At 68.2% G+C, this 26,473-nt stretch carries 23 protein-coding genes; 5 read left to right on the top strand and 18 right to left on the bottom strand.

Going from position 1 to position 26,473, the window contains the following annotated elements; all coding sequences use genetic code 11:
- Positions 1-146: 146 nt before the first annotated feature.
- The gene (gene rpsO, locus FB560_RS10525; protein ID WP_045280509.1) at positions 147-416 is read right to left on the bottom strand and encodes a 30S ribosomal protein S15; all 270 of its coding nucleotides are present in this window, start codon (positions 414-416) and stop codon (positions 147-149) included.
- A gap of 191 nt (positions 417-607) precedes the next feature.
- Here rpsO and FB560_RS10530 point away from each other — a divergent pair, with 191 nt between their 5' ends.
- On the top strand, positions 608-1,900 hold the full coding sequence (locus FB560_RS10530; RefSeq protein WP_141872313.1) for an MFS transporter: 1,293 nt from the start codon (positions 608-610) through the stop codon (positions 1,898-1,900).
- Between the two features lie 28 nt (positions 1,901-1,928).
- On the opposite strand, the gene FB560_RS10535 is transcribed toward FB560_RS10530, so the two are convergent.
- The 4 genes from FB560_RS10535 to FB560_RS10550 all read right to left on the bottom strand — a co-directional run bounded on the left by FB560_RS10535 (position 1,929) and on the right by FB560_RS10550 (position 5,320).
- Positions 1,929-2,483: a YceI family protein gene (locus FB560_RS10535; protein WP_141872314.1), complete on the bottom strand. Its 555-nt coding sequence runs from the start codon at positions 2,481-2,483 to the stop codon at positions 1,929-1,931.
- Positions 2,484-2,650: 167 nt separating this feature from the next.
- Positions 2,651-3,019 (bottom strand): FKBP-type peptidyl-prolyl cis-trans isomerase, encoded by a 369-nt coding sequence (locus FB560_RS10540; protein WP_141872315.1) that lies wholly within the window; start codon positions 3,017-3,019, stop codon positions 2,651-2,653.
- A gap of 278 nt (positions 3,020-3,297) precedes the next feature.
- On the bottom strand, positions 3,298-3,990 hold the full coding sequence (locus FB560_RS10545; protein WP_141872316.1) for an alpha/beta hydrolase: 693 nt from the start codon (positions 3,988-3,990) through the stop codon (positions 3,298-3,300).
- A gap of 37 nt (positions 3,991-4,027) precedes the next feature.
- Positions 4,028-5,320: a PrsW family intramembrane metalloprotease gene (locus tag FB560_RS10550; protein ID WP_141872317.1), complete on the bottom strand. Its 1,293-nt coding sequence runs from the start codon at positions 5,318-5,320 to the stop codon at positions 4,028-4,030.
- Positions 5,321-5,409: 89 nt separating this feature from the next.
- Between FB560_RS10550 and FB560_RS10555 the strand changes: the two genes are divergently transcribed.
- A complete protein-coding gene (locus FB560_RS10555; RefSeq protein ID WP_141872318.1) occupies positions 5,410-6,279 on the top strand; it encodes a fumarylacetoacetate hydrolase family protein in 870 nt (289 codons plus the stop codon).
- A 62-nt stretch (positions 6,280-6,341) separates the two neighbouring features.
- Here FB560_RS10555 and FB560_RS10560 read toward each other — a convergent pair whose 3' ends face one another.
- Together FB560_RS10560 and FB560_RS10565 are read right to left on the bottom strand one after the other, a co-directional pair.
- Positions 6,342-7,802, bottom strand: coding sequence for an aspartate ammonia-lyase (locus FB560_RS10560; RefSeq protein ID WP_141872319.1), 1,461 nt, complete (start codon positions 7,800-7,802; stop codon positions 6,342-6,344).
- A gap of 88 nt (positions 7,803-7,890) precedes the next feature.
- Positions 7,891-8,811 carry a metallophosphoesterase gene (locus FB560_RS10565; protein WP_141872320.1) on the bottom strand — a complete coding sequence of 307 codons (921 nt, stop codon included), beginning with the start codon at positions 8,809-8,811 and terminating at the stop codon, positions 7,891-7,893.
- Between the two features lie 107 nt (positions 8,812-8,918).
- On the opposite strand from FB560_RS10565, the gene FB560_RS10570 reads away from it, so the two are divergent.
- Positions 8,919-9,485, top strand: coding sequence for a TetR/AcrR family transcriptional regulator (locus tag FB560_RS10570; RefSeq protein ID WP_141872321.1), 567 nt, complete (start codon positions 8,919-8,921; stop codon positions 9,483-9,485).
- Between the two features lie 21 nt (positions 9,486-9,506).
- Here the strand turns inward: FB560_RS10570 and FB560_RS10575 are convergent, their stop codons facing one another.
- Positions 9,507-9,842: a peptidase gene (locus FB560_RS10575; RefSeq protein WP_141872322.1), complete on the bottom strand. Its 336-nt coding sequence runs from the start codon at positions 9,840-9,842 to the stop codon at positions 9,507-9,509.
- The gene (locus FB560_RS10580) at positions 9,839-11,185 is read right to left on the bottom strand and encodes an inorganic phosphate transporter (RefSeq protein ID WP_141872323.1); all 1,347 of its coding nucleotides are present in this window, start codon (positions 11,183-11,185) and stop codon (positions 9,839-9,841) included. Before FB560_RS10580 ends, FB560_RS10575 begins: the two co-directional genes overlap by 4 nt.
- 156 nt (positions 11,186-11,341) lie before the next feature.
- On the opposite strand from FB560_RS10580, the gene FB560_RS10585 reads away from it, so the two are divergent.
- A complete protein-coding gene (locus FB560_RS10585; protein ID WP_141872324.1) occupies positions 11,342-13,438 on the top strand; it encodes a S9 family peptidase in 2,097 nt (698 codons plus the stop codon).
- A 76-nt stretch (positions 13,439-13,514) separates the two neighbouring features.
- Here the strand turns inward: FB560_RS10585 and FB560_RS10590 are convergent, their stop codons facing one another.
- From FB560_RS10590 to truB, 6 genes are all read right to left on the bottom strand, one after another.
- Entirely contained in the window at positions 13,515-14,543 is a 1,029-nt protein-coding gene (locus FB560_RS10590) for an ATP-dependent 6-phosphofructokinase (RefSeq protein WP_141872325.1), read from the bottom strand.
- Between the two features lie 207 nt (positions 14,544-14,750).
- Positions 14,751-16,895 (bottom strand): DEAD/DEAH box helicase, encoded by a 2,145-nt coding sequence (locus tag FB560_RS10595; protein ID WP_141872326.1) that lies wholly within the window; start codon positions 16,893-16,895, stop codon positions 14,751-14,753.
- Between the two features lie 211 nt (positions 16,896-17,106).
- Positions 17,107-18,057, bottom strand: coding sequence for a bifunctional riboflavin kinase/FAD synthetase (locus tag FB560_RS10600; protein ID WP_141872327.1), 951 nt, complete (start codon positions 18,055-18,057; stop codon positions 17,107-17,109).
- Complete coding sequence (locus FB560_RS10605) at positions 18,054-18,467, bottom strand: hypothetical protein (protein ID WP_188895221.1); 414 nt, start codon at positions 18,465-18,467, stop codon at positions 18,054-18,056. Before FB560_RS10605 ends, FB560_RS10600 begins: the two co-directional genes overlap by 4 nt.
- 82 nt (positions 18,468-18,549) lie before the next feature.
- Positions 18,550-18,918: a hypothetical protein gene (locus FB560_RS10610; protein ID WP_141872329.1), complete on the bottom strand. Its 369-nt coding sequence runs from the start codon at positions 18,916-18,918 to the stop codon at positions 18,550-18,552.
- A complete protein-coding gene (gene truB, locus FB560_RS10615; RefSeq protein ID WP_141872330.1) occupies positions 18,915-19,808 on the bottom strand; it encodes a tRNA pseudouridine(55) synthase TruB in 894 nt (297 codons plus the stop codon). The genes FB560_RS10610 and truB overlap by 4 nt, the downstream gene beginning before the upstream one ends.
- 88 nt (positions 19,809-19,896) lie before the next feature.
- On the opposite strand from truB, the gene FB560_RS10620 reads away from it, so the two are divergent.
- Positions 19,897-20,766, top strand: coding sequence for an HhH-GPD family protein (locus FB560_RS10620; RefSeq protein WP_141873211.1), 870 nt, complete (start codon positions 19,897-19,899; stop codon positions 20,764-20,766).
- Between the two features lie 24 nt (positions 20,767-20,790).
- On the opposite strand, the gene FB560_RS10625 is transcribed toward FB560_RS10620, so the two are convergent.
- From FB560_RS10625 to infB, 3 genes are all read right to left on the bottom strand, one after another.
- Positions 20,791-22,926, bottom strand: a complete 2,136-nt coding sequence (locus tag FB560_RS10625; RefSeq protein ID WP_141872331.1) for a helix-turn-helix domain-containing protein — start codon at positions 22,924-22,926, stop codon at positions 20,791-20,793.
- 180 nt (positions 22,927-23,106) lie between these two features.
- On the bottom strand, positions 23,107-23,538 hold the full coding sequence (gene rbfA / locus FB560_RS10630) for a 30S ribosome-binding factor RbfA (RefSeq protein ID WP_141872332.1): 432 nt from the start codon (positions 23,536-23,538) through the stop codon (positions 23,107-23,109).
- A 98-nt stretch (positions 23,539-23,636) separates the two neighbouring features.
- The gene (gene infB, locus FB560_RS10635) at positions 23,637-26,393 is read right to left on the bottom strand and encodes a translation initiation factor IF-2 (RefSeq protein WP_141872333.1); all 2,757 of its coding nucleotides are present in this window, start codon (positions 26,391-26,393) and stop codon (positions 23,637-23,639) included.
- Positions 26,394-26,473: the final 80 nt, after the last annotated feature.

Consider the following 26,473-nt stretch of genomic DNA (forward strand, 5'->3'; position numbering starts at 1 on the left):
ACCCCGCATTCTGTTTCCGAGTGGAAAGCTCACTACTTTCCTAACGGAAACTCACACAGGAATCAACCCCGGACAACGACGAAGGCCGCCCCACACCTGGGACGGCCTTCTCAAGAATGTTCTGCGCGATTGTACGCAGGGTCGCGTTATCGGCGAAGCCCGAGACGTTCGATCAGCGAGCGGTAGCGCGCGATGTCGATGTCCTGGAGGTAGCCGAGCAGACGACGGCGCTGACCCACCATGAGGAACAGACCACGACGCGAGTGGTGGTCGTGCTTGTGCTCCTTGAGGTGTTCGGTGAGGTCCTTGATGCGCTGCGTCAGCATTGCGACCTGCACCTCGGGGGATCCGGTGTCACCGGGGTGCGTCGCGTACTCTTCCATGATCGCCTTCTTGGCGTCAGACTCGAGTGGCATAGATGGGATCCCCTTTCAGTTCGTTGCGCGGCGCCCGACGCCTGATACGTGGGCTCTCTTTATCCGCGGCCGATCAAACGGCAACCTGAAGAGTCTACCAGCCCAGGACACTCTCCGACGACCGCGCCCCCGCGGACCGACCACCCGCTCCTCCGATACGCTCGAGAGGTGCGACACGGCGAGATCAGAGGATGAGCGGGCGACCCGGAGTTCTCATCGATCTGAGCCCCCTCACCGAGAATCCGGCGTTCGCGCGCATGTGGATCGGCTCCACCCTCTCGGGCATCGGCGGACAGCTCACGCTCGTCACGGTCATGCTGCACGTGTTCGCGCTCACCGGCAGCACCTTCGCGGTGTCGATGATCGCCGTGGCCGGGCTCGTCCCGATGGTCCTCGCCGGCCTTTACGGCGGCATGCTCGCCGACGCCTTCGACCGCCGGCTGGTCGCTCTCATCGCCGCCACCGTGACCTTCGTGTCGACCGCGCTCCTGGCAGCCCTCACCTGGTCGGGCGGCGAGACGATCTGGTGGCTCTACGTCCTCAGCATGATCAACTCAGCGGCCAACTCGGTCGGCATGGCGACGCGCACCGCGATCGTCCCCCGCCTCATCCCCCGCGACAAGCTCGCCGCGGCATCCGCCCTCAACGGCGTCGCCTTCGGGCTCACCGTGATGGCAGGACCAGCGCTGGCCGGACTGCTGGTCGCCCTGACCGGCTACGGCTGGACCTACACGATCGATGTCGTGCTCATGCTCTCGATGTTCCTCGGGCTGTGGACGCTGCCGTCGCTGCGCCCCGAAGGCGAGGTGGTCCGCCCCGGCCTGGCGTCGCTCGTCGACGGCTGGCGGTTCCTGCGTCGGGCCGGCAACATCCGCATGCAGTACATCGTCGACATCATCGCGATGACGTTCGGACAGCCGCTGGTGCTCTTCCCCGCGCTCGGCACCGTCCTGCTCGGCGGCGGGGCACTCACGACGGGGCTGCTGACAGCCGCTGTCGCCGTCGGCACCTTCGCCTCGAGCCTGTTCTCGGGTCGCGTGGTGCAGTACCGCTGGCATGGACGGGGAATCGAGCGCGCGGTGGAGGCCTATGGCGCGGCCATCCTGCTCTTCGGGCTCGTGCTGCTGGTCAGCGCCGGGGCGAGCCCCGCGACCGAGACCGCTCCCCATATCGCCCTGATCGTCCTTGCCTGCATCGCCCTCGCGTTCTCCGGCGCCGCCGACAACGTCAGCTCGATCTATCGCAACACGATGATGCAGGCCGCCGTTCCAGACGCCATGCGCGGTCGACTGCAAGGCGTGTTCATCGTCGTGGTCGCCGGCGGCCCCCGCGTCGGAGCGCTCTACGCCGGTACTCTCGCGACGTTCACCGCGCTGTGGTTCCCCCCGCTGCTGGGCGGATTCCTGGTGATCGCGCTCGTTGCGATCCTCGCGCGCCGCAGTCCCCGATTCCGCGGCTACGACGCAGAGAACCCCGAGCCCTGAGGGGCCCGGGGTTCTCGAAGCGCAGTGGTCAGTCCTGCTGCAGCGCGCCCTGCAGGTCGAGGCTGATCGTGACGTCCTTGCCGACGAGCACGCCACCGGTCTCGAGCGCGGCGTTCCAGGTCAGGCCGAAGTCCTCGCGGTTGATGACGGTCTTCGCCGACGCACCGGCCTTGTAGTTGCCCCAGGGGTCGCTGCCGAAGCCACCGAAGTCGAGCTCGAAGCTCACCGGCTTGGTGATGCCGCGGATCGTGAGGTCACCGTCGACGAACAGGTCGCCGCCGTCGACGCGCGCGCCGGTCGAGACGAACTCCATGGTCGGGAAGTTCTCGGTGTCGAAGAAGTCGCCGGAGCGCAGGTGCGTGTCGCGCCCTTCGTCCTTGGTGTCGATCGAGGTCACGTCGACGCTCGCCTCGACCTTGGCCTCGAGCGGGTTCTCGGGGGCGATCAGGGTCGCGCTCTTCACGCCGAAGGTGCCACGCACCTTGGAGATCATCATGTGGCGGACGCTGAAGGTGACCTCGCTGTGCGAGGGGTCGAGCACCCAGGTGCCGGGGCGGTAGCCGGGGACGTCGATCGTGGTCATGGGATCTCCTTACGGGACAAGGGCCGCAGCTGCGGCATACGAGTAATCAACTCGCATTCAGGAGAATACATTCCCACGAATAGGAATCTCCTGGAGATGGATCTCAGGGAGACGCAGAGCGCGCCCTCCCCGAAAGGGAAAGGCGCGCTCCGTGGAGATCGTTCCGGTCAGCCGACAGCGACCAGGTCGATGATGAAGATCAGCGACTTGCCGGACAGGAAGTGTCCGCCGCCGGCGGGGCCGTATGCCAGGTGGGGCGGGATCACGAGCTCGCGACGGCCACCGACCTTCATGCCCGGGATGCCGTCCTGCCAGCCCTGGATCAGGCCGCGCAGCGGGAACTGGATGGTCTCGCCGCGGCCCCAGGAGGAGTCGAACTCCTCGCCGGAATCGAACTCGACACCGGCGTAGTGCACGGTGACGGTGTCGCCGGGCTTGGCCTCGGTGCCATCACCTTCGATGAGGTCGCGGACCACGAGCTCCGAGGGAGCGGGACCGGTGGGGGCGTCGAACTCAGGCTTTGTGCGATCAGTCATGACTCCATCCAACCCGAGCCTCGCCGACCGGTCAACGCGCGCGCACCTGCTCACAGCGAACAGTCCGCACCTCCGCGCGCCTCGATCACGATCGGCGGAGGTGCCCCTCAGCGGGCCATCGACAAGACACTCTTGACACTCGCGATGACCGGGTGCACCCTGTTTACAGATCAACTCAGCGCCCGGTAGACATGCAGGCATCGCCGCAGCATCGGGCGCTGAGTCTTGTCCAGAGCGGGCCGTCCGCCGCCTGATCCGGCACCGTGCACCCCGGCGCGTCAGGCTCTCGGCCCACTCGCATATCCGATCAGGCGCTCGGCGACCTCGACCGGCCGACTCAGCATCACGCAGTGGCTGCCGGCGATCTCGTCCGGGACGATCCCCAGTCGCTCCTCGGACACACGTCTCATGAAGCCGGCGGGGAAGAATCTGTCGTCGGTGCAGATCAGCACGCGGGTCAGGACCGCGGGCCAGGAGGCCGCCGGCCACACGGCCGCCATCGCGGCGGACGAGGGGTGAGCGCGCTCTCTGCTCACGGCGTCTTCCGCGAGGCCGCGCGGCACGTCATGGTAGAAGCCGACGAGGGGATCCTCGTTACCCGTGAGCCCGCCGTCCAGAGCGGCCTGCGCGCGCACCGCACGCGCGAACCCGGTGTTCGCCCACCACTGATCCGGCGACTCCCCCGGCGCAGGGATCATCCCCGCCAAGAGGACCAGGACATCGGCCGACAGTCTCTCCGCCACCAGCGGCGCCGTGAACCCGCCGAACGAGTGACCGACGACGACCACGTTCTCGCGCGCCTCGACGGCGTCCACGACCGCTGCGGCATAGTCGTCGAGCGTCAGCGCATCGTCGTCGGCCGGAAGGTCGGGGGCGACCACTCGGTGCCCGCGCGATTCCAGCTCCTTGCGCACGAGGTGCCAGGACCAGCCGACGTCCCCGCCGCCGTGGATCAGGACGAACGTCGTCATGCCGATGTCCTCTCCGCTCCCCGGCCCCGAGGAGCTGTCAGTAGGCGAGCAGCGCCGCCCTGGTCGCACGGGTCCGGATCAGCAGGGCCCTCTCGTCCTCGGCGGCCAGCGGGTCGCGACCCGTGATCGCACGTTGACGCACCGATGCCAGCGCCGTCGCGTCCTTGATGAACTCGCGCATGAGCGGACGGCGATCTCCGCGCAGCTGCGCGGCCCAGGCCAGCCCGACCTTGCGCCCGGCCGGCGTCGCGAGCATCGTGACCTCCTCCGGCGTGAACCAGCCGGCTGCGGCGTACTCGCTGAGCCGCGCCCGCGTCAGGCGCGCCTCCTCGCGACGCAACGCGACGATGCCGAGGATGAATCCGACGAAGAGCGGCACCTGCAGGGTGAAGTACAGCGCGAAGAAGTCGGCGAAGGTCGCAGATCCGTTCCACAGTCCATGCAGGAGGATCGCGCCCAGAAGTCCCACCAGCCCGGCACCGAACGCCGCACCCGCCGATGCGTGGCGGCGAGCAGCGAGACCGATCGCGAAACCGGTGAGCGCTGTGAACATCGCGTGGGCGAACGGCGAGAGCAGAGCCCGCATGACGAAGGTGACGGTCAGCTGCTCGCCTCCCCCTTCGATGAGGCTGATGGCGAAGTACTGGATGTTCTCGGTGAACGCGAAGCCTGCCCCGACAAGAGCGCCGTAGACGACCCCGTCCACCGGCCCGTCGAACGCCCGGCGTGCGACCAGGAAGATGAGGAAGACGCCGAGACCCTTCCAGAACTCCTCCACGATCGGCGCCTGGAACACGGCGGAGAGCACCTCGTCACGCGGACCGACCAGCATCGTGAGGCCGACGTCGACCAGCAGGGTGAGCCCGACAGCCGCGATCGCTCCCCACGCGATGGCGAAGAACACCAGCCGTTTCGGCTCCGGCTCCCAGCGGTCGATCATGCGGACACCGAGGAACACGATGGTGAGCGGGATGAGAGCGAGCACCAGCCCGATCACCGAGGCCATCGGGCCGAGTGCCCACGCGAAGTAGCCGATCAGCGCGATCAGCAGGAAGCCGAGCAGGCCGAAGAGCCAGATCGAGACGGTGCGCCCCTTCTTCGTCGGCACGGGCAACGCGGGGAGAGACTCGGCCGGCGACGGTGCCACCGGCGCGGGCGGCGAGTAGCTCGTGGGCTGGGCGAGCGCGGACGCGTACGTCGGCTGCTGAGCGAACTGCGGCGGCGTATAGGGCGACTGGGAGTACTGCTGCGGAGTGTACGGCGCCGGTTCCGCGGGCGGCGGCGTGTAGGGCGACGGCTGCTGAGGCTGAGGCGGTCCTCCGAAAGTCATAGCCAAAGCATATGGGCCACAAGCGATCCCCCCGCGATCTGGCGGACACCTCCAGGCTGATCGTGGCGCCCACCCGGTAGCGTAGAGGCATGCGGTTCGCTCATCTGCGCCGTGCCGATTCCCCTCGTGCGATTCTCGCCGTGGTGGAAGACGCCGACGCCATCCTCGTCTCTGACCTCCTGACCGACGCTCCTGCGACCCTGCAGCAGCTCATCGAAGGAGGAGACGACATGCTCGTCGCCCTCCGTGCGGCACTCGCGGACGGGTCCGCCCCGCGGTATCCGCTGGACGGGTGGACGTTCGATTCCGCCGTCCTCGCGCCTCCCGCGGTGCTCGCCGTCGGACTCAACTACGCCGCGCACTCCAGCGAGCTGGGCCTGAAGACCGACACCGCTCCGACCGTCTTCACGCTGTGGCCGAACTCGCTGACCGGCCACGAGCACACCACCTCCTGGCCGCGCGCACTCAGCGAGGCCGTGGACTACGAAGCCGAGCTCGGAGTGCTCATCGGCACCCCCGCCAAGGACGTCACGCACGACGAGGCCCTGTCCCATGTCTGGGGCTACACGGTCGTGAACGACATCACGGCCCGCAACGTCCAGTTCTCCGAGGCCCAGTGGTCGCGCTGCAAGTCGTTCGACGGCTTCACCCCCACCGGCCCATTCGTCGTCACGGCCGACGAGATCGCCGACCCGCAGGATCTGCACATCTGGACCGTCGTCGACGGCAACACCGTGCAGGATGCGTCGACGGATCAGATGGTCCGCTCGGTCGCCACCCTCATCACCCACCTGTCGCAGTCGTTGACGCTGCTGCCCGGCACGCTCATCTCCACCGGCAGCCCCGGTGGAGCCGGCTACTCGCGCGACCCGCAGATCTTCCTTCGGGACCGCTCCACGGTCACCGTCGGCATCGACGGCATCGGCGCGCTCACCACGCACTGCCGCATCCTGGACTGATCGGCGCGTAGACATGAGGAAGGCCCCGGCGAGATCTCGCCGGGGCCTTCCTCATGCGTGGGTCAGATCTCGATGAGATCCTCCGGAGCGATGATCGGGATCGCCGCGGTGACCGCCTCGAGTCCAGACAGCCGCGCGGGCGACAGCTGCTTCATGACCTCGTCGCGCGACATCAGCCCGGCCTCGACGACGAGGTCGGCCACGTTGCGGTTCGTCAGCAGGGCCGTCTTGGCCAGCGCCGCCGCCGCCGCGTAGCCGATGAACGGCGTCAGAGCGGTGATGACGCCGACCGAGGCACCGACCATCGCACCCAGGCGGTCGCGGTTCGCGGTGATGCCGTCGATGCAGTTGACGCGCAGCGTCCACATGGCCTGGCGCATCCAGGTGATGGACTGGAAGATCGAGTGCGCGATCACCGGCTCGAAGGCGTTGAGCTGCAGCTGCCCGCCCTCCACCGCCATCGTGACGGTCATATCGGCACCGACCACGGCGAACGCGACCTGGTTGACGACCTCGGGGATCACGGGGTTGACCTTGCCCGGCATGATGCTGGAACCGGCCTGCATGGCGGGGAGGTTGATCTCGCCGAGTCCGGCCTGAGGCCCGGAGGCGAGCAGACGCAGGTCGTTGCAGATCTTGGAGAGCTTGATCGCGTTGCGCTTGAGCGTCGAGGAGAACGACATGAACGAGCCCGTGTCACTCGTCGACTCGACGAGGTCCGTCGCGGTCGAGAGATCCAGACCCGTGATCTCACGCAGATGGTGCAGCACCGCCGGCGCGTAGTCGGCGTGGGTCGTGATGCCGGTGCCGATCGCGGTCGCGCCCATGTTGATCTCGAACATCAGCGACGCGTTCTCGGTCAGACGGCTGTGGTCCTCGCCGAGCGTGGTCGCGAATCCGTGGAACTCCTGGCCGAGCGTCATCGGCACCGCGTCCTGCAGCTGCGTGCGTCCGACCTTGAGGATGTCGTGGAACTCCCCGGCCTTGCCCAGGAACGACCGACGCAGCAGGTCGAGCTCGTCGAGCAGCGAACGCAGCGTCAGCGACAGGCCGATCTTCACGGCGGTCGGGTACACGTCATTCGTCGACTGGCTGCGGTTGGTGTGGTCGATCGGCGACAGGAAGGCGTAGTCGCCCTTCTCCCGGCCGGCCATCTCGAGCGCGATATTGGTGATGACCTCGTTCGCGTTCATGTTGGTCGACGTGCCGGCGCCGCCCTGGATGACGCCCACCGTGAACTGATCGTGGAACTCGCCGTCGATGACGCGCTGGGCCGCTCGATCGATCAGGTCGGCGCGCTCCGGGTCGAGGACACCGATCGCACGGTTCGCCCGCGCGCTCGCCTGCTTGACCATCGCAAGTGCCCTGACGAGATCCGGATACACCGAGATCGGACGCTTCGTGATCGGGAAGTTCGCATCGGCTCGAGCGGTGTGGATTCCCCAGTACGCGTCAGCGGGGATCTCCATGCTCCCGAGCGAATCGGTCTCGGTGCGGGTAAGGGAAGGCGCGGCAGAAGCCATGTCACATCCTTGTGGGTCGTGGCGGGTGAGAGAGGTGGGGGATGCGTCCAGTCTACGCCCGCTGGCCGTATCCCCCCTCGGAGCGGAGTCAGCGCGCCGGTTTGCGGGAGAACGCGTCGAGGCGCTCCTGCGGCGTGAGCCGGGCCATCCGTTGCAGCCATTCGGCGGAGAAGTACGCGCCGGTCGGTGCATCGGTCACGGGCACGACGGTGTGCGTGATGGTGTCCGGGTGCACATGGACCAGCTGGAACGCCTGCGCCGCGTCCATGCCGTTCACGTCGGGAGCGGGAAGGGCGACGTTCATCGTGTAGCAGGTCGCAGACGAGACGCTCACGGGGACGCCGGCGAACGTCCCGTGAGCGGAGTAGTGGAGGTGCCCGGCCAGGATGCCGCGCACATCCGAGTCGCGGATGACCGCCGCCAGCTCGTCCTGATGCCGCAGCTCGAGGATGTCGAACAGCGGGAGATGGCTCGGCAGCGGCGGATGGTGCATCGCCAGGAGGGTGCCGTGCGGAGCCGGTTCCGCGAGGATCGCTGCCAACCAGTCGAGCTGGGCCCGATCGAGATCGCCGTGGTGCCACCCGGGGACGCTGGTGTCGAGAGCGATCAGGCGCAGCCCGTCCAGATCCCAGACACCGGTCACCGGGTCCTCGGTGGGCGCGAGGTCGAGGAGCCCGGCGCGCAGGGCAGGGCGCTCGTCGTGGTTGCCGGCGACCCACACGACGGCGGCGCCGAGGTCGGCAGCCACCGGCTCGACAGCCGCGCGGAGGCGTCGATAGGCGTCGGGCTCCCCCAGGTCGGCCAGGTCTCCCGTGATCACGATCGCCGCGGGATGAGGATGCACTCTTCGGATCGCCTCGAGCGTGCGCGCGAAGTTCTCCTCCACGTCGTATCGGCCACCGAGACGCGCACCTTCGGCGAGGAAATGCGGATCGCTGACATGGATGAGCACGTGCGATGCGGGCTGGTGCCGGCCGAACACGTATTCCTCATCGAGGGTCGCAGACATGGCACCAGCCTAGGCGGGAGCACCCCCGGCGTGTCCGAACGAGGCCGAGAGCGTCCCGCTCACCGTCGGACTACGACGGCTGTCGTACTCCCCGTAGCATGAGGACCATGGCCAAGAATGAATCGAGACGACGGCTGATCGCGGACGCCGGACTCACGGTGCTCGCCCGAGAAGGCTCCCGCGGGCTCACGCACCGGGCCGTGGACGAGGTGGCAGGCGTACCCACCGGCACCACCTCGAACTACTTCCGCAGTCGCGAGGCTCTGGTCACCGGGCTCGTCGAGCGCATCGGCGAACGCCTCGCGCCCTCTGAAGAGGACCTCGCACGCCGCGCCGCGTCAGAACCCGGACTCGCCCTCTTCGCCGATTACCTGCGCGACATCGTGCGTCGCCTCAGCGAGGAGCGCGATGTGACCCTGGCACTCTTCGAGTTGCGTCTGGAGAGCAGCCGTCGCCCGGAGGTCGCCGCGGTCCTCGGCGCCTGGCAGCGGGCGGGCTTCGAGGGCGATGTCGCTTTCAACGCCGCAGCAGGGCTCCCCGGCGGCCGCCAGGAGATCGCGCTCTTCCACTACGCGATCGACGGCGTGCTGCTCGACCGCCTCACGACGCCCCTCGACCCCGAGACCACGACCGACGAGATCATCGATACCCTGGTCGCGGGTCTGCTGCGCTGACGCGCGGCTCGGTCTCCGGGCTCAGTGCCCGACGACGATGATCAGGATGCCGGCCACGACCGCGACGGCGCACAGCCCGAAGCAGGCATAGGCACCGACCAGGGACAGCGTCTTCTGCCCTTCGCTCAGGGGGCTCTTCTTCGCGGCTTTGGCCGCCTGCTTCGCGGCGCGGCGCAGATCCTTCTCGGTGATCACCGTGATGGCATCCGTGAACTCCGCAGGACTGACGACCGGCGATCGGCCGCTGCGCACCAGGAGACGCAGTCCGACCGCATAGAACGTGACGATGGATGCCGCACCGACGAGCGCCGCGACGAACACCAGGAGGAAGGCAGACCAGTCGATCTCGACGTTCATTTCGACTCCTCGCTGCGCGTCGTCTCGGGTTCTTCGACCTTCGCCGCGGAGGGAGCACCCTTGCCGCGCGCCTTCTTGGCGGCCTTCTGCTTGGCCTCGGCCTTCGCCTTCTCGCGTGCCAGCGCACGAGCCTTCGCCTCGGCCTTCGCGCGCTCGATGCGCTGCTGACGGCGCGTCGGCGGCGGAGTGTCTGGGAGCTCGATCGCCAGGCCGGACTCGGCGACATCGCTCATCGCGTTGGCGGAGGTCACAGCGTCACGACGCGAGCGCAGGAAGAGACCGATGATCACGACGAGTGCGAGCACGGCATCGATGAAGATGCCCCAGTTCCCCAGCCAGTTGATGAGCAGAGCCGCCAGAGCGCCCACGGCACCCGCGGCGGGAAGGGTGAGGAGCCAGCCGATCGCGATCCGACCTGCCGTGCTCCAGCGCACGCTGGACCCGCGGCGTCCGAGCCCGGATCCGATGACGGAACCGGAAGCAACCTGGGTCGTGGACAGGGCGAAGCCGAAAGCGCTCGAGGCGAGGATCGTCGCGGCCGTCGAGCTCTCCGCGGAGAATCCCTGCGCGGGCTTCACATCGGTGAGTCCCTTGCCGAGCGTGCGGATGATGCGCCATCCGCCCAGGTAGGTTCCGAGCGCGATCGTCACGGCACACGCGATGATGACCCACAGGTACGGATCGGCCTGCGTGGAGCTCTGCCATCCGACCGTGATCAGGGCCAGCGTGATGACGCCCATGGTCTTCTGCGCGTCGTTGGTGCCGTGGGCGAGAGCCACGAGCGAAGAGGTGAAGATCTGACCCCAGCGGAAGCCGTCGCGCCCATCGGGCTTGTTGTCGTACCGCCGGGTGATCGAATACGCGATCTTCGTCGCGGCGAAGGCGATGATCCCCGCGGTGACGGGAGCGATCAGCGCCGGAAGGATGATCTTCGAGAGCACCATCCCGAAGTCGATGCCGCTCGCGCCGACGCCGACCAGCGTGGCTCCGATGAGGCCGCCGAACAGCGCGTGCGAGGAGCTCGAGGGCAGACCGAGGAGCCAGGTGAGCATGTTCCAGGTGATCGCGCCGATGAGGCCGGCGAAGATCATCGGCAGGAAGATGTCCGCCTTGATCCCGTCCTCATGGATGATCCCGTGAGACACGGTCTTGGAGACCTCGGTCGACAGGAACGCGCCGACGAGATTGAGGACCGCTGCGAGGAGAACAGCTGTCTTGGGCTTCAGCGCACCCGTCGCGATCGGTGTGGCCATCGCGTTCGCGGTGTCGTGAAAGCCGTTGGTGAAGTCGAAGAAGAGTGCCAGCAGGATAACCAGCACGACGATGAGGGCTGCGGTTTCCACCGTTCGCTTTCGGTCGTTTGAGGAAGAATGAGATGTCGACGGGATCGACGTGACGAACGAAGAGTTCACCGTGGGTTTGACTTCCGTTAACCGGCCCCGATGAATCCTCCCACCCTCCCCGGCGCCGGTCAACTTCACCTGGGATAGCGTGGAGCGGTGACTGATGCCCCGATCGCCTCCCGCCGTCCGACCTCGCGCACCTTCCACGGGGACACCGTGGAAGACCCGTACGAGTGGCTCCGGGAGAAGGACTCCCCCGAGGTCATCGCCCATCTCGAGGCGGAGAACGCCCACACGGATGCCGAGACGGCGCATCTGGAGGGTCTGCGCGAGCAGCTGTTCCAGGAGATCAAGGGACGCGTGCAGGAGACCGATCTCTCCGTCCCCACACGCCGTGGCGAGTGGTGGTACTACAGCCGCACCGAGGAGGGGGCCCAGTACGGCATCCACTGCCGAGCCGCGGCGGCACCCGACGACTGGACTCCTCCCGTGCTCGAGCCCGGCGTCGCGGTCCCCGGCGAGATCGTGCTGCTCGACGGGAACGTCGAGGCGGAAGGGCACGAGTTCTTCTCCTTGGGCGCGTTCGACACGACCGATGACTCCTCCCTGCTCCTGTGGTCGACGGACTTCGAGGGCGACGAGGTCTACACCGTGCACGTGCGCGACCTGACCACCGGAGTGACACTCGACGACGAGATCCCTGGGACCGCGAGTGCCTTCTTCACGCCGGACGGCACCTCGATCATCTACACGACGCGCGACGACGCCTGGCGTCCCGACACGCTCTGGCTGCACCGTCTCGGCACGCCGGTGACCGACGACATCTCTCTCTTCCACGAGGCCGACGAGAAGTTCTGGCTCGGTGCGGGCATCACCCGCAGCCGCCGCTACCTGGTGATCGGTGTCGGATCCAGCATCACGAGCGAGGAGTATCTGGTCGACCTGACGGGAGAGATCACGGCGGAGCCCCAGCTGGTCTGGCCCCGCGAAGAGGGTGTCGAGTACTCGGTCGATCACGCCGTCGTCGCCGGAGAGGACCGACTCTTCATCCTGCACAACAGGGATGCGCTGGACTTCGAGCTCGTCTCGGTCGCCGCCGCCGCGCCGGCCGGCGATGTCCACGTGGTCGTTCCGCACGTGGCGGGTCGGCGACTGCTCGGGATGGACGCGTTCCGCGACTTCGCCACGATCGAGTACCGCAGCGAGGGCCTCGAGCGCATCGGACTTCTCGACTACTCCTCGGATGCGGTCGACGAGCTCGCGTTCGACGAGCCGCTGTACTCTGCCGGTGTCAGCGGCAACCCGGAGTGGCACTCCCCGTATCTGCGCCTCAGCTACACCTCGTTCGTGACACCCGGAACGGTCTACGACCTCGACCTCGCCACGCGGGAGCTGCTGCTGCGCAAGCGCGCCACGGTGCTCGGAGGCTACGAGCCCGGCGACTATGGCCAGCAGCGCGCATGGGCCACCGCGCCAGACGGCACCGAGGTTCCGATCTCCCTGGTCTGGAAGCGCTCGTTCGGCGCGCCCGGTGACGAGGTGCGGCCGGTGCACCTCTACGGCTACGGGTCGTACGAGCACTCGATCGACCCCGGCTTCTCGGTCGCGCGTCTCTCGGCCCTCGATCGCGGCGTGATCTTCGCCGTGGCGCACGTGCGCGGCGGCGGCGAGATGGGCCGCCAGTGGTACGAAGAGGGCAAGCTCCTCCACAAGAAGAACACCTTCACCGACTTCGTCGCGTGCGCGCAGCATCTGATCGACGACGGCGTGACCTCACCCGAGAAGTTGGTCGCCGAGGGCGGCAGCGCCGGTGGACTGCTGATGGGCGCCGTAGCCAACCTCGCCCCCGAACTGTTCGCCGGCATCCTCGCGGGCGTGCCGTTCGTCGATGCGCTCACGAGCATCCTCGACCCGTCCCTCCCGCTCACCGTCGTCGAGTGGGACGAATGGGGCGATCCCCTGCACGACCCCGACGTGTACGCCTACATGAAGTCGTACACCCCGTACGAGAACGTGCGCGACGGGGTGGAGTACCCGCGCATCCTCGCGGTGACCTCGCTGAACGACACCCGCGTCCTCTATGTCGAGCCGGCGAAGTGGGTCGCCCGACTGCGCGAAGCCGGGGCTTCCGACGTGCTGCTGAAGTGCGAGATGGTGGCCGGCCACGGCGGCGTCAGCGGTCGTTACAACTCCTGGCGTGAAAGGGCGTTCGAGCTCGCCTGGCTCCTCGACACGCTCGGCCTCGCCGACTGAGCACCACGGCAGACGACGTCCGCCCCCTCGCCGACGGCAGAGGGGGCGGACGTCTGTGTAGGGGGATCTGCGAGGATCAGCCGAAGAGCGCTGCGGCCTCGTCGTAACGGCTGCGCGGCACGGTGTTCAGCTCGCCCAGCGCCTCGGCGAAGGGCACGCGCACGATCTCGGTACCGCGGAGCGAGACCATCTTGCCCCAGGCCTCCTCGACGAGCGCATCCGCCGCGTGCAGCCCGAGACGGGTCGCGAGCACGCGGTCGAAGCCGGAAGGCGATCCGCCGCGCTGGATGTGACCGAGCACGGTCGAACGGGTCTCGATGCCGGTGATCCGCTCGATCTCCGGGGCGAGGACCTCGCTGATGCCGCCGAGGCGGGGGCGGTTGAAGGCATCCAGGCCCTTGTCGCTGAACGCCTCGTCCATCCCCGTGAGCGTGAAGCCCTCGGAGACGACGACGAGTGGCGCGCGGCCGCGGTCGTGGGCGCTGCTGACGAGCGCGGTGATCTCGTCGATCGACATCGGCACCTCGGGGATGCAGATCACGTGGGCACCGGCCGCCATGCCGGCGTGCAGAGCGATCCAGCCGACGTGGCGCCCCATGACCTCGGCCACCATGCAACGCTGGTGGGAGTCGCCGGTGGTACGCAGACGGTCCATCGCGTCGGTCGCGATGTTGACCGCGGTGTCGAAGCCGAAGGAGTAGTCGGTCGCGTGGAGGTCGTTGTCGATCGTCTTGGGGACGCCGATGACGTTGATGCCGTCCTTCGCGAGACGATCAGCGGCAGCCAGCGTGCCCTCGCCGCCGATCGCGACGATGCCGTCGATGTGGTGTCCGTAGAGAGTCTTCGCGATGTTCTCCGCGCCGCCGCGCGGTCCCTCATAGGGGTTCGTGCGGCTGGTGCCGAGGATCGTGCCGCCGACCTTCGACAGACCCTTCACCTCGTGACGGGTCAGGGGGAAGAAGTCGCCGTCGACCACGCCGCGCCATCCGTCACGGATGCCGACGAACTCGATGTCGTAGGTCGTGGTGCCCTTCAGGACGATGCCGCGGATCACCGCGTTGAGACCGGGGCAGTCGCCGCCGCTCGTCAGGATGCCGATCTTCATGCTGTTGCCTTCAGACGCTCGGGAAAAGGGGGAAGAGGCGACGCTGCCTTCGATCGACACTAGTGCCAGCGCGCGGCCGGGCGCCATTCGAGGTGCCCGAAAAGCCCTGATCTTGACACGGTGCGTTCACCGAATCGCCGATCTTCCCGAGAATCGACCTTCATGCGCCGAAATCGGCGACAAGAAGGTCGATTCTTAACCTCATTCTCAGGCGGACTCGAGTGCCTGACGGAGCAGGTGCATGAGTGCTGCCAGCTGCGCCGGCTCGCCGGCGACCTCATCGATGGCCTCGCCGTCGAGCGCACGAGCCGCGAGCCCCTGCTTCTGGTCGATCAGCTCGGCGATCTTGGTGTCGATCGTGTGCGCGGCGATGATGCGCCACGCGGTCACGGGCTCGTCCTGGCCGATGCGATGCACGCGGTCGATCGCCTGTGTCTGCTCCGCGGCCGTCCAGGAGAGCTCGGCGAGCACGACGTTGGATGCGGCCTGAAGGTTGAGGCCGACGCCGGCCGCTGTCAGCGAGCAGACCGCGATCCCCACCTCGGGGTCGCCGTTGAAGTCGTCGATGGCCTGCTGACGTGCTGCAGTGGTCTGGTCACCGCGGATCGACACCGAGCGGATGCCCACAGAGGCGAAGTGCGCCTCCGCGCGGTCCATCACGTCGATGTGCTTCGCGAAGAACACGACCTTGCCCACCGAGCGCTGCAGCTGCGCGGTGTAGTCGGCCGCGAGCTGCGCTTTGGCCTGTCCGATGCGGCGCACCATCGTGAACACGTTGTCACCGCCGGTGCCCGCCGCCTTCGACTCCTCGAGCTCGTTGTGCGCGACCATGCGGACGATGTCCTCATCGATCTCACCGGGGGCGAGACCGCGGTCTCCACGAGCCTCGATGATGCGGCGGTACTTGGCGGCCAACCGCTCCCCCAGCTCGCGCTCTGCCTGGCGGATGCTGCGGCCGAACTCGTCGTCCAGCTGCACGGGCAGATCGGCGACGAGCTTGTCGGGCAGGTCTGCGGCGACGTCCTTCTTCTTGCGACGGACGATGCCCATCGAGATCACCGCGTCGCGCGCCTCCGGATAGAACGCCTTGTCCGCCGGCGTGTAGCCGGTGGCATCGAGCTTCTCCATGAGTTCCGGACCCGGCTTCTCTCCGGTGGTCCAGCCGAGGAACCGCCAGATCGCGTCGAAGTCCTCGACGTCGTTGATCAGCGGCGTGCCGGTGAGGGCGAGCATGAGCGGATTGCCGCCGGGGGTGCGCTCGCGCACGCGGGACGCGAGCGAGAGCACGTTCTGCGAGCGCTGCGACGAGAGGTTCTTGATGAAGTGCGCCTCATCGACGACCATGCCGCGCAGGCCGATCGAGGACAGCCAGGAGAGGTGACGGTCGAGGATCTCGTAGTTCACGATGAAGATGTCGGCGAAGGCATCGATGTCATCGCCGTCACCCTGGATGACGGTCGCACGCCGTTGCGGCGTCCACCGCTCGACCTCGCGCGCCCAGTTCATCTTCACGACATTGGGGACGACGACCAGCAATGGGTAGGCGCCGGCGACGGATGCCGCGAGCAGCGACTGCGCGGTCTTGCCGAGTCCCGGCTCGTCGGCGAGGAGGAAGCTGCGGTGGCCCGCACGCACGGACTCGAGGAAGCGCGACTGGTGCACCATCACCTCGAGCCCCTTGGGCGAGAGGTGGTCGTACTCGGGCGCAGGAGGCAGCTCCATGCTGGCTGCAGACCCACCGGCGCCGGTCTCGAACGCCTTGTAGAGCGGCCCCATGAGTTCCCAGCCGTCGAGACGACGACGAGGGGTCGTGGTGGCTCGCGGAGTGAGGTCCGGCGCGAGGAAGGGGTTCGAAAGCTGGCGGGCCTCCACCGAGACCGGGGTCACCTGACGCTCGGCGATCGCCGCCGAGACCACGGGCGCCTGGACGGGCGCGACGTCGGCGATGATGAGCTCTTCCGGAGCGAGTTCGGCACCGGATTCGAGCAGCCAGTCCCGACGCATGCGCTTGGCGACCGGGGAGGTGGCCTGGTCCGCTTCGAGGAGCTGGATGAGAGAGGTATCCCGCGCCGCCGTCTTCGCCAGGATCGTCGCGACGCCGTCGAGCCGCTTGAGCAACTCGGCGCGCGCCGGGTCGCCGAGCTCGGCATCCGACTTGACCCTGGCGCGCTCTTCGCGCACCAGGAAGGCGATCACCTGGAACTTGACCCTGTTGGTCGGCCCCAGCTTGCCCCGTTGGGACTTCGCCTCGATCTCGCGCACCTTGCGCGCGAGGATCGGGATCAGCGGTGCCTCATCGTCACGACGAGACGTCTTCTTTCGCCGCGTGGCGGCGGTTGCCGTAGTCGGCATGCTCCTCCTGAGCGTGAAGGCCTGAGCATCGTCCGGATGCCGCAGCCGTTCTCGATGTCCGCGTGTGGCGTGAGCCAGGACCGTACGAACAGTAGATCTCGTCCTCTCCGATGCACGTGTGACACGTGAGGATCGGTGAGAACTACGTCCCAGTCTACGCCATCGCGATCCGCCTGCGAGGATATCGGTCCGCGAGGGCGCGGAAAGTCGGCTACGCCTCGTCCGCGAGCACGCGAGCGGCGACCGTCACATCGTCCGCCATCTGCTCGGCGAGCTTCTCCATGCCCTCGAACGCGACCATGCCCCGCAGCCGCTCGACGAACTCGACTGTCACGTCATGTCCGTAGAGATCCAAACCGGTCTCCCCCAGCACATGGGCTTCGACCTGACGCTCGAGCACATCGTCGAACGTCGGATTCGTCCCCACCGAGATCGCGGAGGGATGACGGATCCCGGTGTCGTGATCGACCAGCCAGCCCGCGTACACGCCGTCGGCCGGCACGAAGGCGTCGACGATCGACGAGAGGTTCGCGGTCGGGAAGCCGAGCTCGCGACCGCGCTTCAGTCCGTGGACCACCACCCCGCGCACATCCGGGTTGCGTCCGAGCACACGCGATGCTCCCGACACGTCGCCCTCGATCAGCAGCTCACGTATCCACGTCGACGAGACGCGCCGCGAGGACCCTGGCAGGTAGACCTCGTCGACGACGTCGACATCGAACCCGTGCCGCGGTCCGAGTTCGCGCAGCAACGCGGGGGTGCCCGCCCCGCCGCTCCCGAACCGGAAGTCCTCCCCGACCAGCACGGTCGAGACCTGCAATGCGCCCACGAGGATGTCGACGACGAAGTCCTCCGCGCTCTTGGCGGCGAGCTCTTCATCGAAGGTGAGCACCAGAGTGGCGTCGAGTCCGAGCTCGCCGAGGAGCTCGAGCTTGCGCTCGACCGTGACGACGTTCTCAGGGCACCGGTCCGGCCGCAGGATCGCAAGCGGGTTCCGATCGAAGGTGACCGCGGCCGCACGGGCACCGCTGGCGGCCGCCCTCTCGTTCAGGCGGGCGATCACGGCGCGATGCCCGGCATGCACCCCGTCGAACTTGCCGATCGCCACCGCGCTCGGTCCGAAGTCCGCCGGGATCTCGTCGGGGTCACGGAAGACGATCACGCGGAGACCTCGACGCGCGGCTGCTCGACAGCCGCAGGTCGATGCGTCCGCAACCACCAGATGCCGAAGATCGGGAGCACGAGCGGGATGAACAGGTAACCCCGGCCGAACAGGGACCACACGGTCTCATGCTGGAACAGCGCGGGCAGCACGATGCTGAGCAGGCCGACGACCAGCACCCCGGTCAGCTCGAACACGATGGCCACCCAGGCGACCGTGTACCACCCGCGGCGTCGCGCGAGAACCAGAGCGAGCGTCGCGAGGATGTAGACGACGGCGGCGAGAGCGGACAACGAGTACGCGAGCGGCGCCTCGTCGAACCGGCGGACGATCTGCACGAAGCTGCGTCCGGTCGCAGCGAGCGCCATGACGGCGTAGACGATCACGAGGACGCGACCGATTCCGGTCATCCGAGAGGAGGGGGCGGTGGGGCTCATAGCGCATTCCATCCTAGAGCCGCCAGGGGCGAGCGGATTCCGCGGCGACGCACGGTTACGCGACCTGGATGGTCCAGATGACCTGCATGCGCCACAACATCACACCGATCGCGAGCGCCGCGACCCCGAGGATCACCGTGCTCCAGCGACTGCGCTCCATCAGCGCCCACAGCACCGCGCCGATCGGCAGCAGCACCGCCGACACCAGATAGACCCAGAACTCCAGGAGATCCCCGGTCGGGGGGTTTCCGGCCAATGGGGCGACGATGGCCACGACGACCTGCACCACGAGCAGCAATTCCACCAGCGCGAGGGCACCCACGCTGAAGTCGCTCGGGCGGCGGCCGACGAGCCCTGCGACGAGGCAGAACGCTCCGGCCGCGACAGCGACGATGATCTGGACGACGGTCAACCACAGGATCATGAGGCAACCTGCGGCATGTTCATGGCGCTCTTCAGATCGGGCCCGCGCTTCTCGACGATCCCCACCAGGTCGCCGTCCGTGTCGATCGCGGCGGCGAGGGCTCCCTCGAGGCGAGCCGCCTGTCCCCCGAGCCGCTTGCCGTGACGGAGATCCCTCGCCTCGTCGGACGACACCGGGAGCGGCTGCAGGATGCGACCGGCGGCCTCGGCCGGAGTCAGTGTCGGCGCGCCTTCGAGGGCGTCGATGGTGACCGAATCCTCGACATCGAACGGCCCGACCCTGGTGCGCCGGAGCGCCGTGAGGTGGCCTCCGACGCCCAGAGCGGCGCCGAGGTCCCGCGCGAGCGCACGGATGTAGGTCCCGGAGGAGCAGTCGACGATCACGTCGAGGTCGTGGGTGCCCTGTCCCGCACGCTCCGAGACCACGTCGAAGCGCGAGACCACGACGTCGCGTGCCGCGAGCACCACGTCTTCACCGGCCCGCACACGGTCATAGGCGCGCTGCCCGTCGACCTTGATCGCCGATACGGCGCTCGGAACCTGGGAGATGTTCCCGGTGAGCGCCGCGATGCCCGCAGCGATGGCCTCGGGCGTGACGCCGGCCCACGCGTCCGGTGCAGCCTGCGCGGTGATCTCGCCGTCCGCGTCATCCGATCCTGTCGTCTGTCCGAGCCGGATGGTGGCGTGATAGGTCTTGTCAGCACCCACGACATAGGTGAGCAGCCGGGTCGCGCCCTCGATCCCGAGCACCAGCAGTCCCGTCGCCATCGGGTCGAGAGTGCCGGCATGCCCGACCTTGCGCGTTCCGAACGCACGTCGGGTGCGGGCGACGACGTCATGGCTGGTCAGTCCAGCGGGCTTGTCGACGAGAAGGATGCCGGGCGAGACCATGCATCCAGCCTACGCGGCGCACCGTCTCGACCCGCGCACCTCGTAGGCTGTCGGAGTGCCCGAGACCGTGTCCCCGATCCCGCAGGGAATGACGCTGCGTCTGGCGGAGTGGTACCGGACCGACGCGCGCGATCTGCCGTGGCGGCGACCGGCGTTTCACGAGGAGTTCGGCGCGTGGGGCGTGCTCGTCAGCGAGTTCATGCTGCAGCAGACGCCCGTCACGCGCGTCATCCCCCATCTGGAAGCGTGGCTGGCGCGCTGGCCCACCCCGACTGCGATGTCCGCGGCCACCCCCGCCGAGGTCGTGCAGCAGTGGGCGAACCTCGGCTACCCGCGGCGGGCGCTCTGGCTGCACCGGGCGGCTGTCGAAGTCGTGACCCGCCACGGGGGCATCGTCCCGCGCGACGTCGATGCCTTGCTGGCGTTGTCCGGCATCGGCGACTACACGGCTCGCGCCGTCGCGGTGTTCTCCTACGGCGACCGCCATCCGGTCGTCGACACGAACACGCGACGGGTCCTGGCGCGCGCGCTCGAGGGTCGCTCGCAGCCGGCTCCGCCCTCTCGTCGGGACCTGCCGCTGATGGAATCGCTGCTGCCCTCGTCGGCGAGGGACGCCGCCGTGATCAACGCGGCAGCGATGGAGCTCGGAGCCACGATCTGCACGGCCCGTGCGCCCCGCTGCGACGACTGCCCGATCGCGATCGACTGCGCCTGGCTCGCCGCCGGTCGGCCCGACACCGGCGACACGCGACGCCGGCAGGCCGCTTACGAAGGCTCGGATCGACAGGCCCGCGGGGCGGTGCTGCGCGCGCTCCGTGACGCCGCAGATGCCGCCGTCCCCTTGGACCTGCTGCTCACGGACTGGCCCGACGCGATCCAGCGAGACAGGGCGATCGACTCGCTGATCGCCGACGGACTCGCGGAAGCACGGGACGGACTCCTCTCCCTCCCCGGCTGACCCCCGCTCGGAGGTGCCATCCGATCAGAGGTGCCGGTTCGTACGGTGCGCGAGCACCGTCAGCTCGACGCGTGTGCGCACATCGAGCTTGGCGAACACCCGTCCGAGATGCACCTCGACCGTGCGGACCGAGATCAGGAGGGCATCCGCGATCTCGCGATTCGACGCTCCGGTGACGGCTCGCATCGCGACGCCGAGCTCGCGCGCGGTGAGCGAGGGCGTCCAGGCACGCCGGCACACCTCCAGCGGGTCGAACCCGCGAGCGCCGTCATCGTCCGCCTCATCCAGGCGAGAGATCCGCTCCTGCATGGCTCGGCTCCACGCGTTCGCGCCCGCCACGTCGAACAGGCTCGCCGCAGCGCGCAGGTGCGCCTTCGCCGTGACGCGCTCATCCCTGATCGCTGCCCGGACTCCGATCATGGCCTCCACGCGCGCGCGTTCGAACGGCGAGCGGAGCGTGCGTGCGATCCGGTGCACCTCCTCGTGCTCTGCGCGCCAGCGCCCCTCCGATGCCCCCTGCAGGCGCAGCCGGAGCGCCGCGGCGAGCTCGAGGTCCGGAGGACGCACGATCTGCGGAGAGCGATGCACCGGCTCCGCCGCCCCGAAGACCTCGTCGAGTCCCGGCACCGCGAACGTGGTCTGCGGCGCACCCATGTCGAGCCAGAGACGTGCGGCCGCTGCGGCGTCCTCGAAGTCGCCGCCGAGATAGGAGCGGATGCTGCGGTCCACCAGCAGATCGATCTTGACCGCGGGCGGCAGCGCCTCCGTGAGCGCCAGGGAGTACGGGCTGAGCTCACCCCGCACCGCGAGGTCGAGACGGCGGGCCAGGACCACACCCAGCCCCGCGAAAGGGAGCGCGATGGGAAGCTCTCGTGCCGCGGCGACCAGATGCACGCGGGCCATGCCGATGTCTCCGCGCCAGCTCAGCAGCAGCACTTCCACGAGCGCCCGATACGCCCGCACGAGCGCACTGTTCTCGAACCCGGCGACGAAGGGATCAGCCTCAGACCCCATCGAGGAGTCGCCCGTGGCGAGTATGCGGAGACCGAGGTCGATGTCACCCTCGAGCGCCGTCCGCAAGGCGCGCAGCATTCCCCCGCTCAGAGGTCCCGCACCGGCGACGTCCTCCCTGTCGACATCGCCCGCGACCAACCAGCTCAAGGCGACCGCGGGGTCGCGCAGAGCCCTCTGGGCACCGACACGGGCGCTCCCCTCCCGCACCGCATCGAGCCAGACGCGCATACGGCGACGATCGCCGCGCTCCGCGCAGAGTCCCGCGGTGAGCGCCGATGCCCTGGTCCAGGCGTGCCAGTCGGCCGGATCGTCGGACGTCGGCCGGAAGTCGCCGGGCTCCAGGTCCGGCACGGAGCCTCGCAGCGCGGACTGCGCGATGAACAGCACCGCGAGAGCCTGCAGCCGGTGGCTCTCGGCACCGTCGGGGAACAGCGCGCTCAGGTGGGTCGCCGCATCCCCCGACAGGCCCGCTCCGATCGCGGCAGCGCCGGCGACCACGCGCGCCTCATCACGAGCGTCTCCGGTGGCATGCTTCTCCGCCTCGCTCGCCAGCTGCAACGCCCTGAGCGATTGCCCGTCCTCCGACAGCGCGCGGGCGATCGGGATGAGCGCGGGCACAGAAGAAGGACGCCCGCGCAGAGATGACCTGGCCTCGTGCCAGGCTGCGTTCACCCGATCCCCTCGACGCGTGAACACGGTACCGAGCCGAAGATGCATCGCTGTGACGGCACCGGCTCCGCTGATCTCTCGCATCCAGATCGCGAGACGAGGATCCACCAGGCTGATGCGTCCGGCCCGCAGAACGAGATCTGCGCCGACAGCTCCCCCGGCGATCTCGTCTGCCGTGCGTCCATCGAGGTCGAGCAGGGGTTCCAGACGGTCATCCAGACAGAGCGAGACGGCGAGGAGGAGATCTCGATCCGCCGCCGCCCACTCTCGAGCTCCGAAGACCTCGACGATCGAGGGGACGAGTGGAAGGGGCGTCGGCAGCGAGGCCGCACCGTACCGTTGCGCGGGGGTCAGCCGCTCGGCGACCTCGCGGATCGTGGCGGACTCCGCCCCGAGCTCTGCGACCAGACGTGTCAGCACGTGAGGAGCACAGCTCACATGATGCTGCAGGAGCATGTCGAGCAGCGACTCCAGCACCGCGGGTACGATACGAACCCCGGTGTGCGCGCCCGAAACGTCGATGCCGATCCCCCTCAGCGTCGCGAGCCGTTCGACTCGCCTTGCAGAGGCTAGCAACGACCGCGGCCCCGTAGGAGAACAACCCCTAGGAGTGGTGGCTCGATTCCGCGCAGAGCGCGTGAAGGACCGGACGACCTGTTACTGGTCGTCCTCCTCGTCGTTGCGCACGTACGGGTCGGCGTCTCCGGCGTGTGATGCCGACGATGCCAACTTCGCGACCTCGGCATCACGCTGCTGCGCTTCGCGGAGGAGCGCAGAGATGTGGTCCGCGTTCTCGGGCAGCGCATCGGGGATGAACTCGAGCGTCGGCACGAGACGGGTGCTCAGCTGGCGTCCCACCTCGCTGCGCAGCATCCCGGTCGCCGAGGTCAGTGCGGCGCCACTGGCGATCCGCTCCTCCTCCGTGCCGAGGACGGTGTAGAACACCGACGCATGCTGGAGATCGCCGCTGACGCGGACGTCGGTGAGCGTCACGAAGCCGAGCCGCGGGTCACGCAGCCCCTTCTCCAGACGCTCCGCAAGGATCACGCGGATACGATCCGCCAGACGAGCCTGTCGTTCACCAGCCATTGTTCTCTCCCTCTCCACGAAATCCTCGGGCGCCCTTCCTCTCACGGGCCCGTTGCCGGGCCGGAGCGAAGGACGCCCAAGGATATTCGAGTTGACTACTAGCCTCGCGGCTTCTCGATGAGCTCGGTGGTCTCGATCTCATCGCCGATCTGGATGTCGTTGTACTTGCCCAGGCCGATACCCGCCTCGTAGTCCGTACGGACTTCGGTGACGTCGTCCTTGAAGCGGCGCAGCGACTCGATGGCGAGGCCATCGGCCAGCACGACACCGTCGCGGATGACACGAGCCTTGGCGTTTCGCGTGATCGTTCCCGAGCGCACGATGACACCGGCGATGTTGCCGAACTTGGAGGAGCGGAACACCTCGCGGATCTCGGCGACACCCGACTGGATCTCTTCGTACTCCGGCTTGAGCATTCCCTTGAGGGAGTTCTCGATCTCGTCGATCGCGTTGTAGATGACCGAGTAGAACCGGATGTCGACACCCTCACGGGAGGCGCGCTCGCGCGCCTTCGTGTCGGGGCGGACGTTGAAGCCCACGATGATCGCGTTGTCGATCGTCGCCAGGTTCACGTCGGACTCGGTGATCGCACCCACACCGCGGTGGATGATCCGCAGCTGCACCGAATCGTCGACCTCGATCTTGAGGAGCGATTCCTCGAGCGCCTCGACGGCACCGGAGACGTCACCCTTGATGATGAGGTTGAGCGACTCGACCTTGCCGTCTTCGAGAGCACGCGTGAAGTCCTCGAGCGAGATGCGCTTGCGGGCCTTGGCCAGCTGGGCGTTGCGCTCGACTGCTTCACGCTTCTCAGCGATCTGGCGGGCCATGCGGTCTTCCTCGGTGACGATGAAGACATCACCGGCACGGGGCACGGAGTTCAGACCCTGCACCTGCACCGGACGCGACGGGTAGGCCTCGAGGACCTGCTCGCCGTTCTCGTCGGCCATGGCACGCACGCGGCCGTAGGCGGTTCCGGCGACGATCGCGTCACCGATCCGGAGCGTTCCGGACTGGATCAGCACCGTGGCGACCGAACCGCGGCCCTTGTCGAGCTTCGCCTCGATGGCGACACCGCGAGCACCCTTGTTGGGGTTGGCGGTGAGGTCGAGGCCGGCATCGGCGGTGAGCAGCACGGCGTCCAGGAGGTCCTGGATGCCGGTGCCGGCACGAGCCGAGACGTCGACGAACATGACATCGCCACCGAACTCCTCGGCGACCAGGCCGTACTCGGTCAACTGCTGACGGACCTTCGAGGGGTTCGCGTCGGGCTTGTCGACCTTGTTCACCGCGACCACGATCGGCACGTTCGCCGCCTGGGCGTGGTTCAGCGCCTCGACCGTCTGCGGCATGATGCCGTCGTCGGCCGCGACCACGAGGATCGCGAGGTCGGTGACCTGCGCACCACGGGCACGCATGGCGGTGAACGCCTCGTGACCAGGGGTGTCGATGAACGTGATCGCACGCTCGATGCCCTCGTGCTCGGTCCAGACCTGGTACGCACCGATGTGCTGGGTGATGCCACCGGCTTCACCCTCGATGACGTTGGTCTGACGGATCGCATCGAGAAGACGGGTCTTACCGTGGTCGACGTGACCCATGACGGTGACGACGGGCGGACGGATCTCGAGGTCGTCCTCGCTCTCCTCCTCGAGCTCCTGCTCGAGGTTGAGACCGAAGCCCTCCAGGAGCTCCTTGTCCTCGTCTTCCGGCGAGACCATCTGGATCTTGTAGCCGAGCTCGGCACCGAGGACCTCGAACGTCGCCTCATCCAGCGACTCGGTGGCCGTGGCCATCTCGCCGAGGTTGAAGAGGATCGTGACCAGGGTTCCGGGCTGCACCGTGTAACCGGTCAGCGTCTCGATCTTGTCGGCGAAGTCCGCGATGGATGCGCCGCGACGCATGCGGATGATCTCCCCGTTACCACGGGTGACGTTGACGCCACCGACGACCGGGGCGCTCCGCATCTCGAACTCTTGCCGCTTCGCCCGCCGCGACTTGCGCTGCTTGCTCTTGCCGCCGCCCTTACCGAAGGCACCAGCGGTACCTCCACCGGGACCACGACCGCGACCGCCTCCACCACCGGGACGACCGGCGAAGCCGCCGCCCGGGCGTGCGCCGGGTCCGGCGCCGGGTCCACCGGCACCGCCGGGACGACCGGGGCCGCCGGGACGCTGCTGGAACGGTGCACCACCGGGACGACCGCCCTGACCGCCGCGCGGAGCGCCGGGACGGGGAGAGCCGGGACGGGGTGCGCCCGGACGCGGGGCGCCGGGACGAGGCGCCTGCGGGCGCGGGATGTTGCCGGGTGTCGGGCTGGGACGCTGTCCCATGCCCTGCGCCGAAGCGAAGGGGTTGTTGCCGGGGCGCGGCCCCGCGGGACGCTGGCCCATACCCTGCGCGGAGGAGAACGGGTTGTTCCCCGGGCGCGGAGCTCCGGGCTTCGGTGCGCCGCCGTCGGCGGGCTTCGCCTCGGCATCGCCGGCCGGCTTGGCCGTCTCCGGTGCCGCAGGTGCGGGCGCGGCCGGGGCAACAGGTGCCTCGGCGACCGGAACAGCCTCGACGGGGGCCGGAGCCTCCGGAGCAGGCTTGGGACCCGGCTTGGGGCCGGGGGTCGGAGCGGGCTTGCCGGCGGGCTTCGCCGCAGGCTTGGCCGCCGCCGGTGCCGCATCAGCGGCAGGCTTGAGTGACGCATCGGCCTCGATCGCCGCACGCAGCTTGCGTGCTACCGGCGGTTCGATGGTCGATGACGGGCTCTTGACGAACTCGCCGAGTTCCTTGAGCTTTGCAAGTGCGATCTTGCTGTCGACGCCGAGTTCGGCGGCGATCTCATGTACGCGTGGTTTACCAGCCACAATTCTCCTGTCTGAGTTGGTCTACCCAGACAGGGCAGACCACTAGTCGCGGACGGGTCTCATTTCGAGCCGTTCACTTT

This window comes from Microbacterium saperdae, assembly GCF_006716345.1.
Lineage (GTDB): Bacteria > Actinomycetota > Actinomycetes > Actinomycetales > Microbacteriaceae > Microbacterium > Microbacterium saperdae.

What these genes read in the sequence shown, in the direction of transcription:
- rpsO (WP_045280509.1), bottom strand. Translation starts at nt 416, where the DNA reads ATGCCACTCGAGTCTGACGCCAAGAAGGCGATCATGGAAGAGTACGCG.
- FB560_RS10530 (WP_141872313.1), top strand. Translation starts at nt 608, where the DNA reads ATGAGCGGGCGACCCGGAGTTCTCATCGATCTGAGCCCCCTCACCGAG.
- FB560_RS10535 (WP_141872314.1), bottom strand. Translation starts at nt 2,483, where the DNA reads ATGACCACGATCGACGTCCCCGGCTACCGCCCCGGCACCTGGGTGCTC.
- FB560_RS10540 (WP_141872315.1), bottom strand. Translation starts at nt 3,019, where the DNA reads ATGACTGATCGCACAAAGCCTGAGTTCGACGCCCCCACCGGTCCCGCT.
- FB560_RS10545 (WP_141872316.1), bottom strand. Translation starts at nt 3,990, where the DNA reads ATGACGACGTTCGTCCTGATCCACGGCGGCGGGGACGTCGGCTGGTCC.
- FB560_RS10550 (WP_141872317.1), bottom strand. Translation starts at nt 5,320, where the DNA reads ATGACTTTCGGAGGACCGCCTCAGCCTCAGCAGCCGTCGCCCTACACG.
- FB560_RS10555 (WP_141872318.1), top strand. Translation starts at nt 5,410, where the DNA reads ATGCGGTTCGCTCATCTGCGCCGTGCCGATTCCCCTCGTGCGATTCTC.
- FB560_RS10560 (WP_141872319.1), bottom strand. Translation starts at nt 7,802, where the DNA reads ATGGCTTCTGCCGCGCCTTCCCTTACCCGCACCGAGACCGATTCGCTC.
- FB560_RS10565 (WP_141872320.1), bottom strand. Translation starts at nt 8,811, where the DNA reads ATGTCTGCGACCCTCGATGAGGAATACGTGTTCGGCCGGCACCAGCCC.
- FB560_RS10570 (WP_141872321.1), top strand. Translation starts at nt 8,919, where the DNA reads ATGGCCAAGAATGAATCGAGACGACGGCTGATCGCGGACGCCGGACTC.
- FB560_RS10575 (WP_141872322.1), bottom strand. Translation starts at nt 9,842, where the DNA reads ATGAACGTCGAGATCGACTGGTCTGCCTTCCTCCTGGTGTTCGTCGCG.
- FB560_RS10590 (WP_141872325.1), bottom strand. Translation starts at nt 14,543, where the DNA reads ATGAAGATCGGCATCCTGACGAGCGGCGGCGACTGCCCCGGTCTCAAC.
- FB560_RS10595 (WP_141872326.1), bottom strand. Translation starts at nt 16,895, where the DNA reads ATGCCGACTACGGCAACCGCCGCCACGCGGCGAAAGAAGACGTCTCGT.
- FB560_RS10605 (WP_188895221.1), bottom strand. Translation starts at nt 18,467, where the DNA reads ATGACCGGAATCGGTCGCGTCCTCGTGATCGTCTACGCCGTCATGGCG.
- FB560_RS10610 (WP_141872329.1), bottom strand. Translation starts at nt 18,918, where the DNA reads ATGATCCTGTGGTTGACCGTCGTCCAGATCATCGTCGCTGTCGCGGCC.
- truB (WP_141872330.1), bottom strand. Translation starts at nt 19,808, where the DNA reads ATGGTCTCGCCCGGCATCCTTCTCGTCGACAAGCCCGCTGGACTGACC.
- FB560_RS10620 (WP_141873211.1), top strand. Translation starts at nt 19,897, where the DNA reads ATGACGCTGCGTCTGGCGGAGTGGTACCGGACCGACGCGCGCGATCTG.
- rbfA (WP_141872332.1), bottom strand. Translation starts at nt 23,538, where the DNA reads ATGGCTGGTGAACGACAGGCTCGTCTGGCGGATCGTATCCGCGTGATC.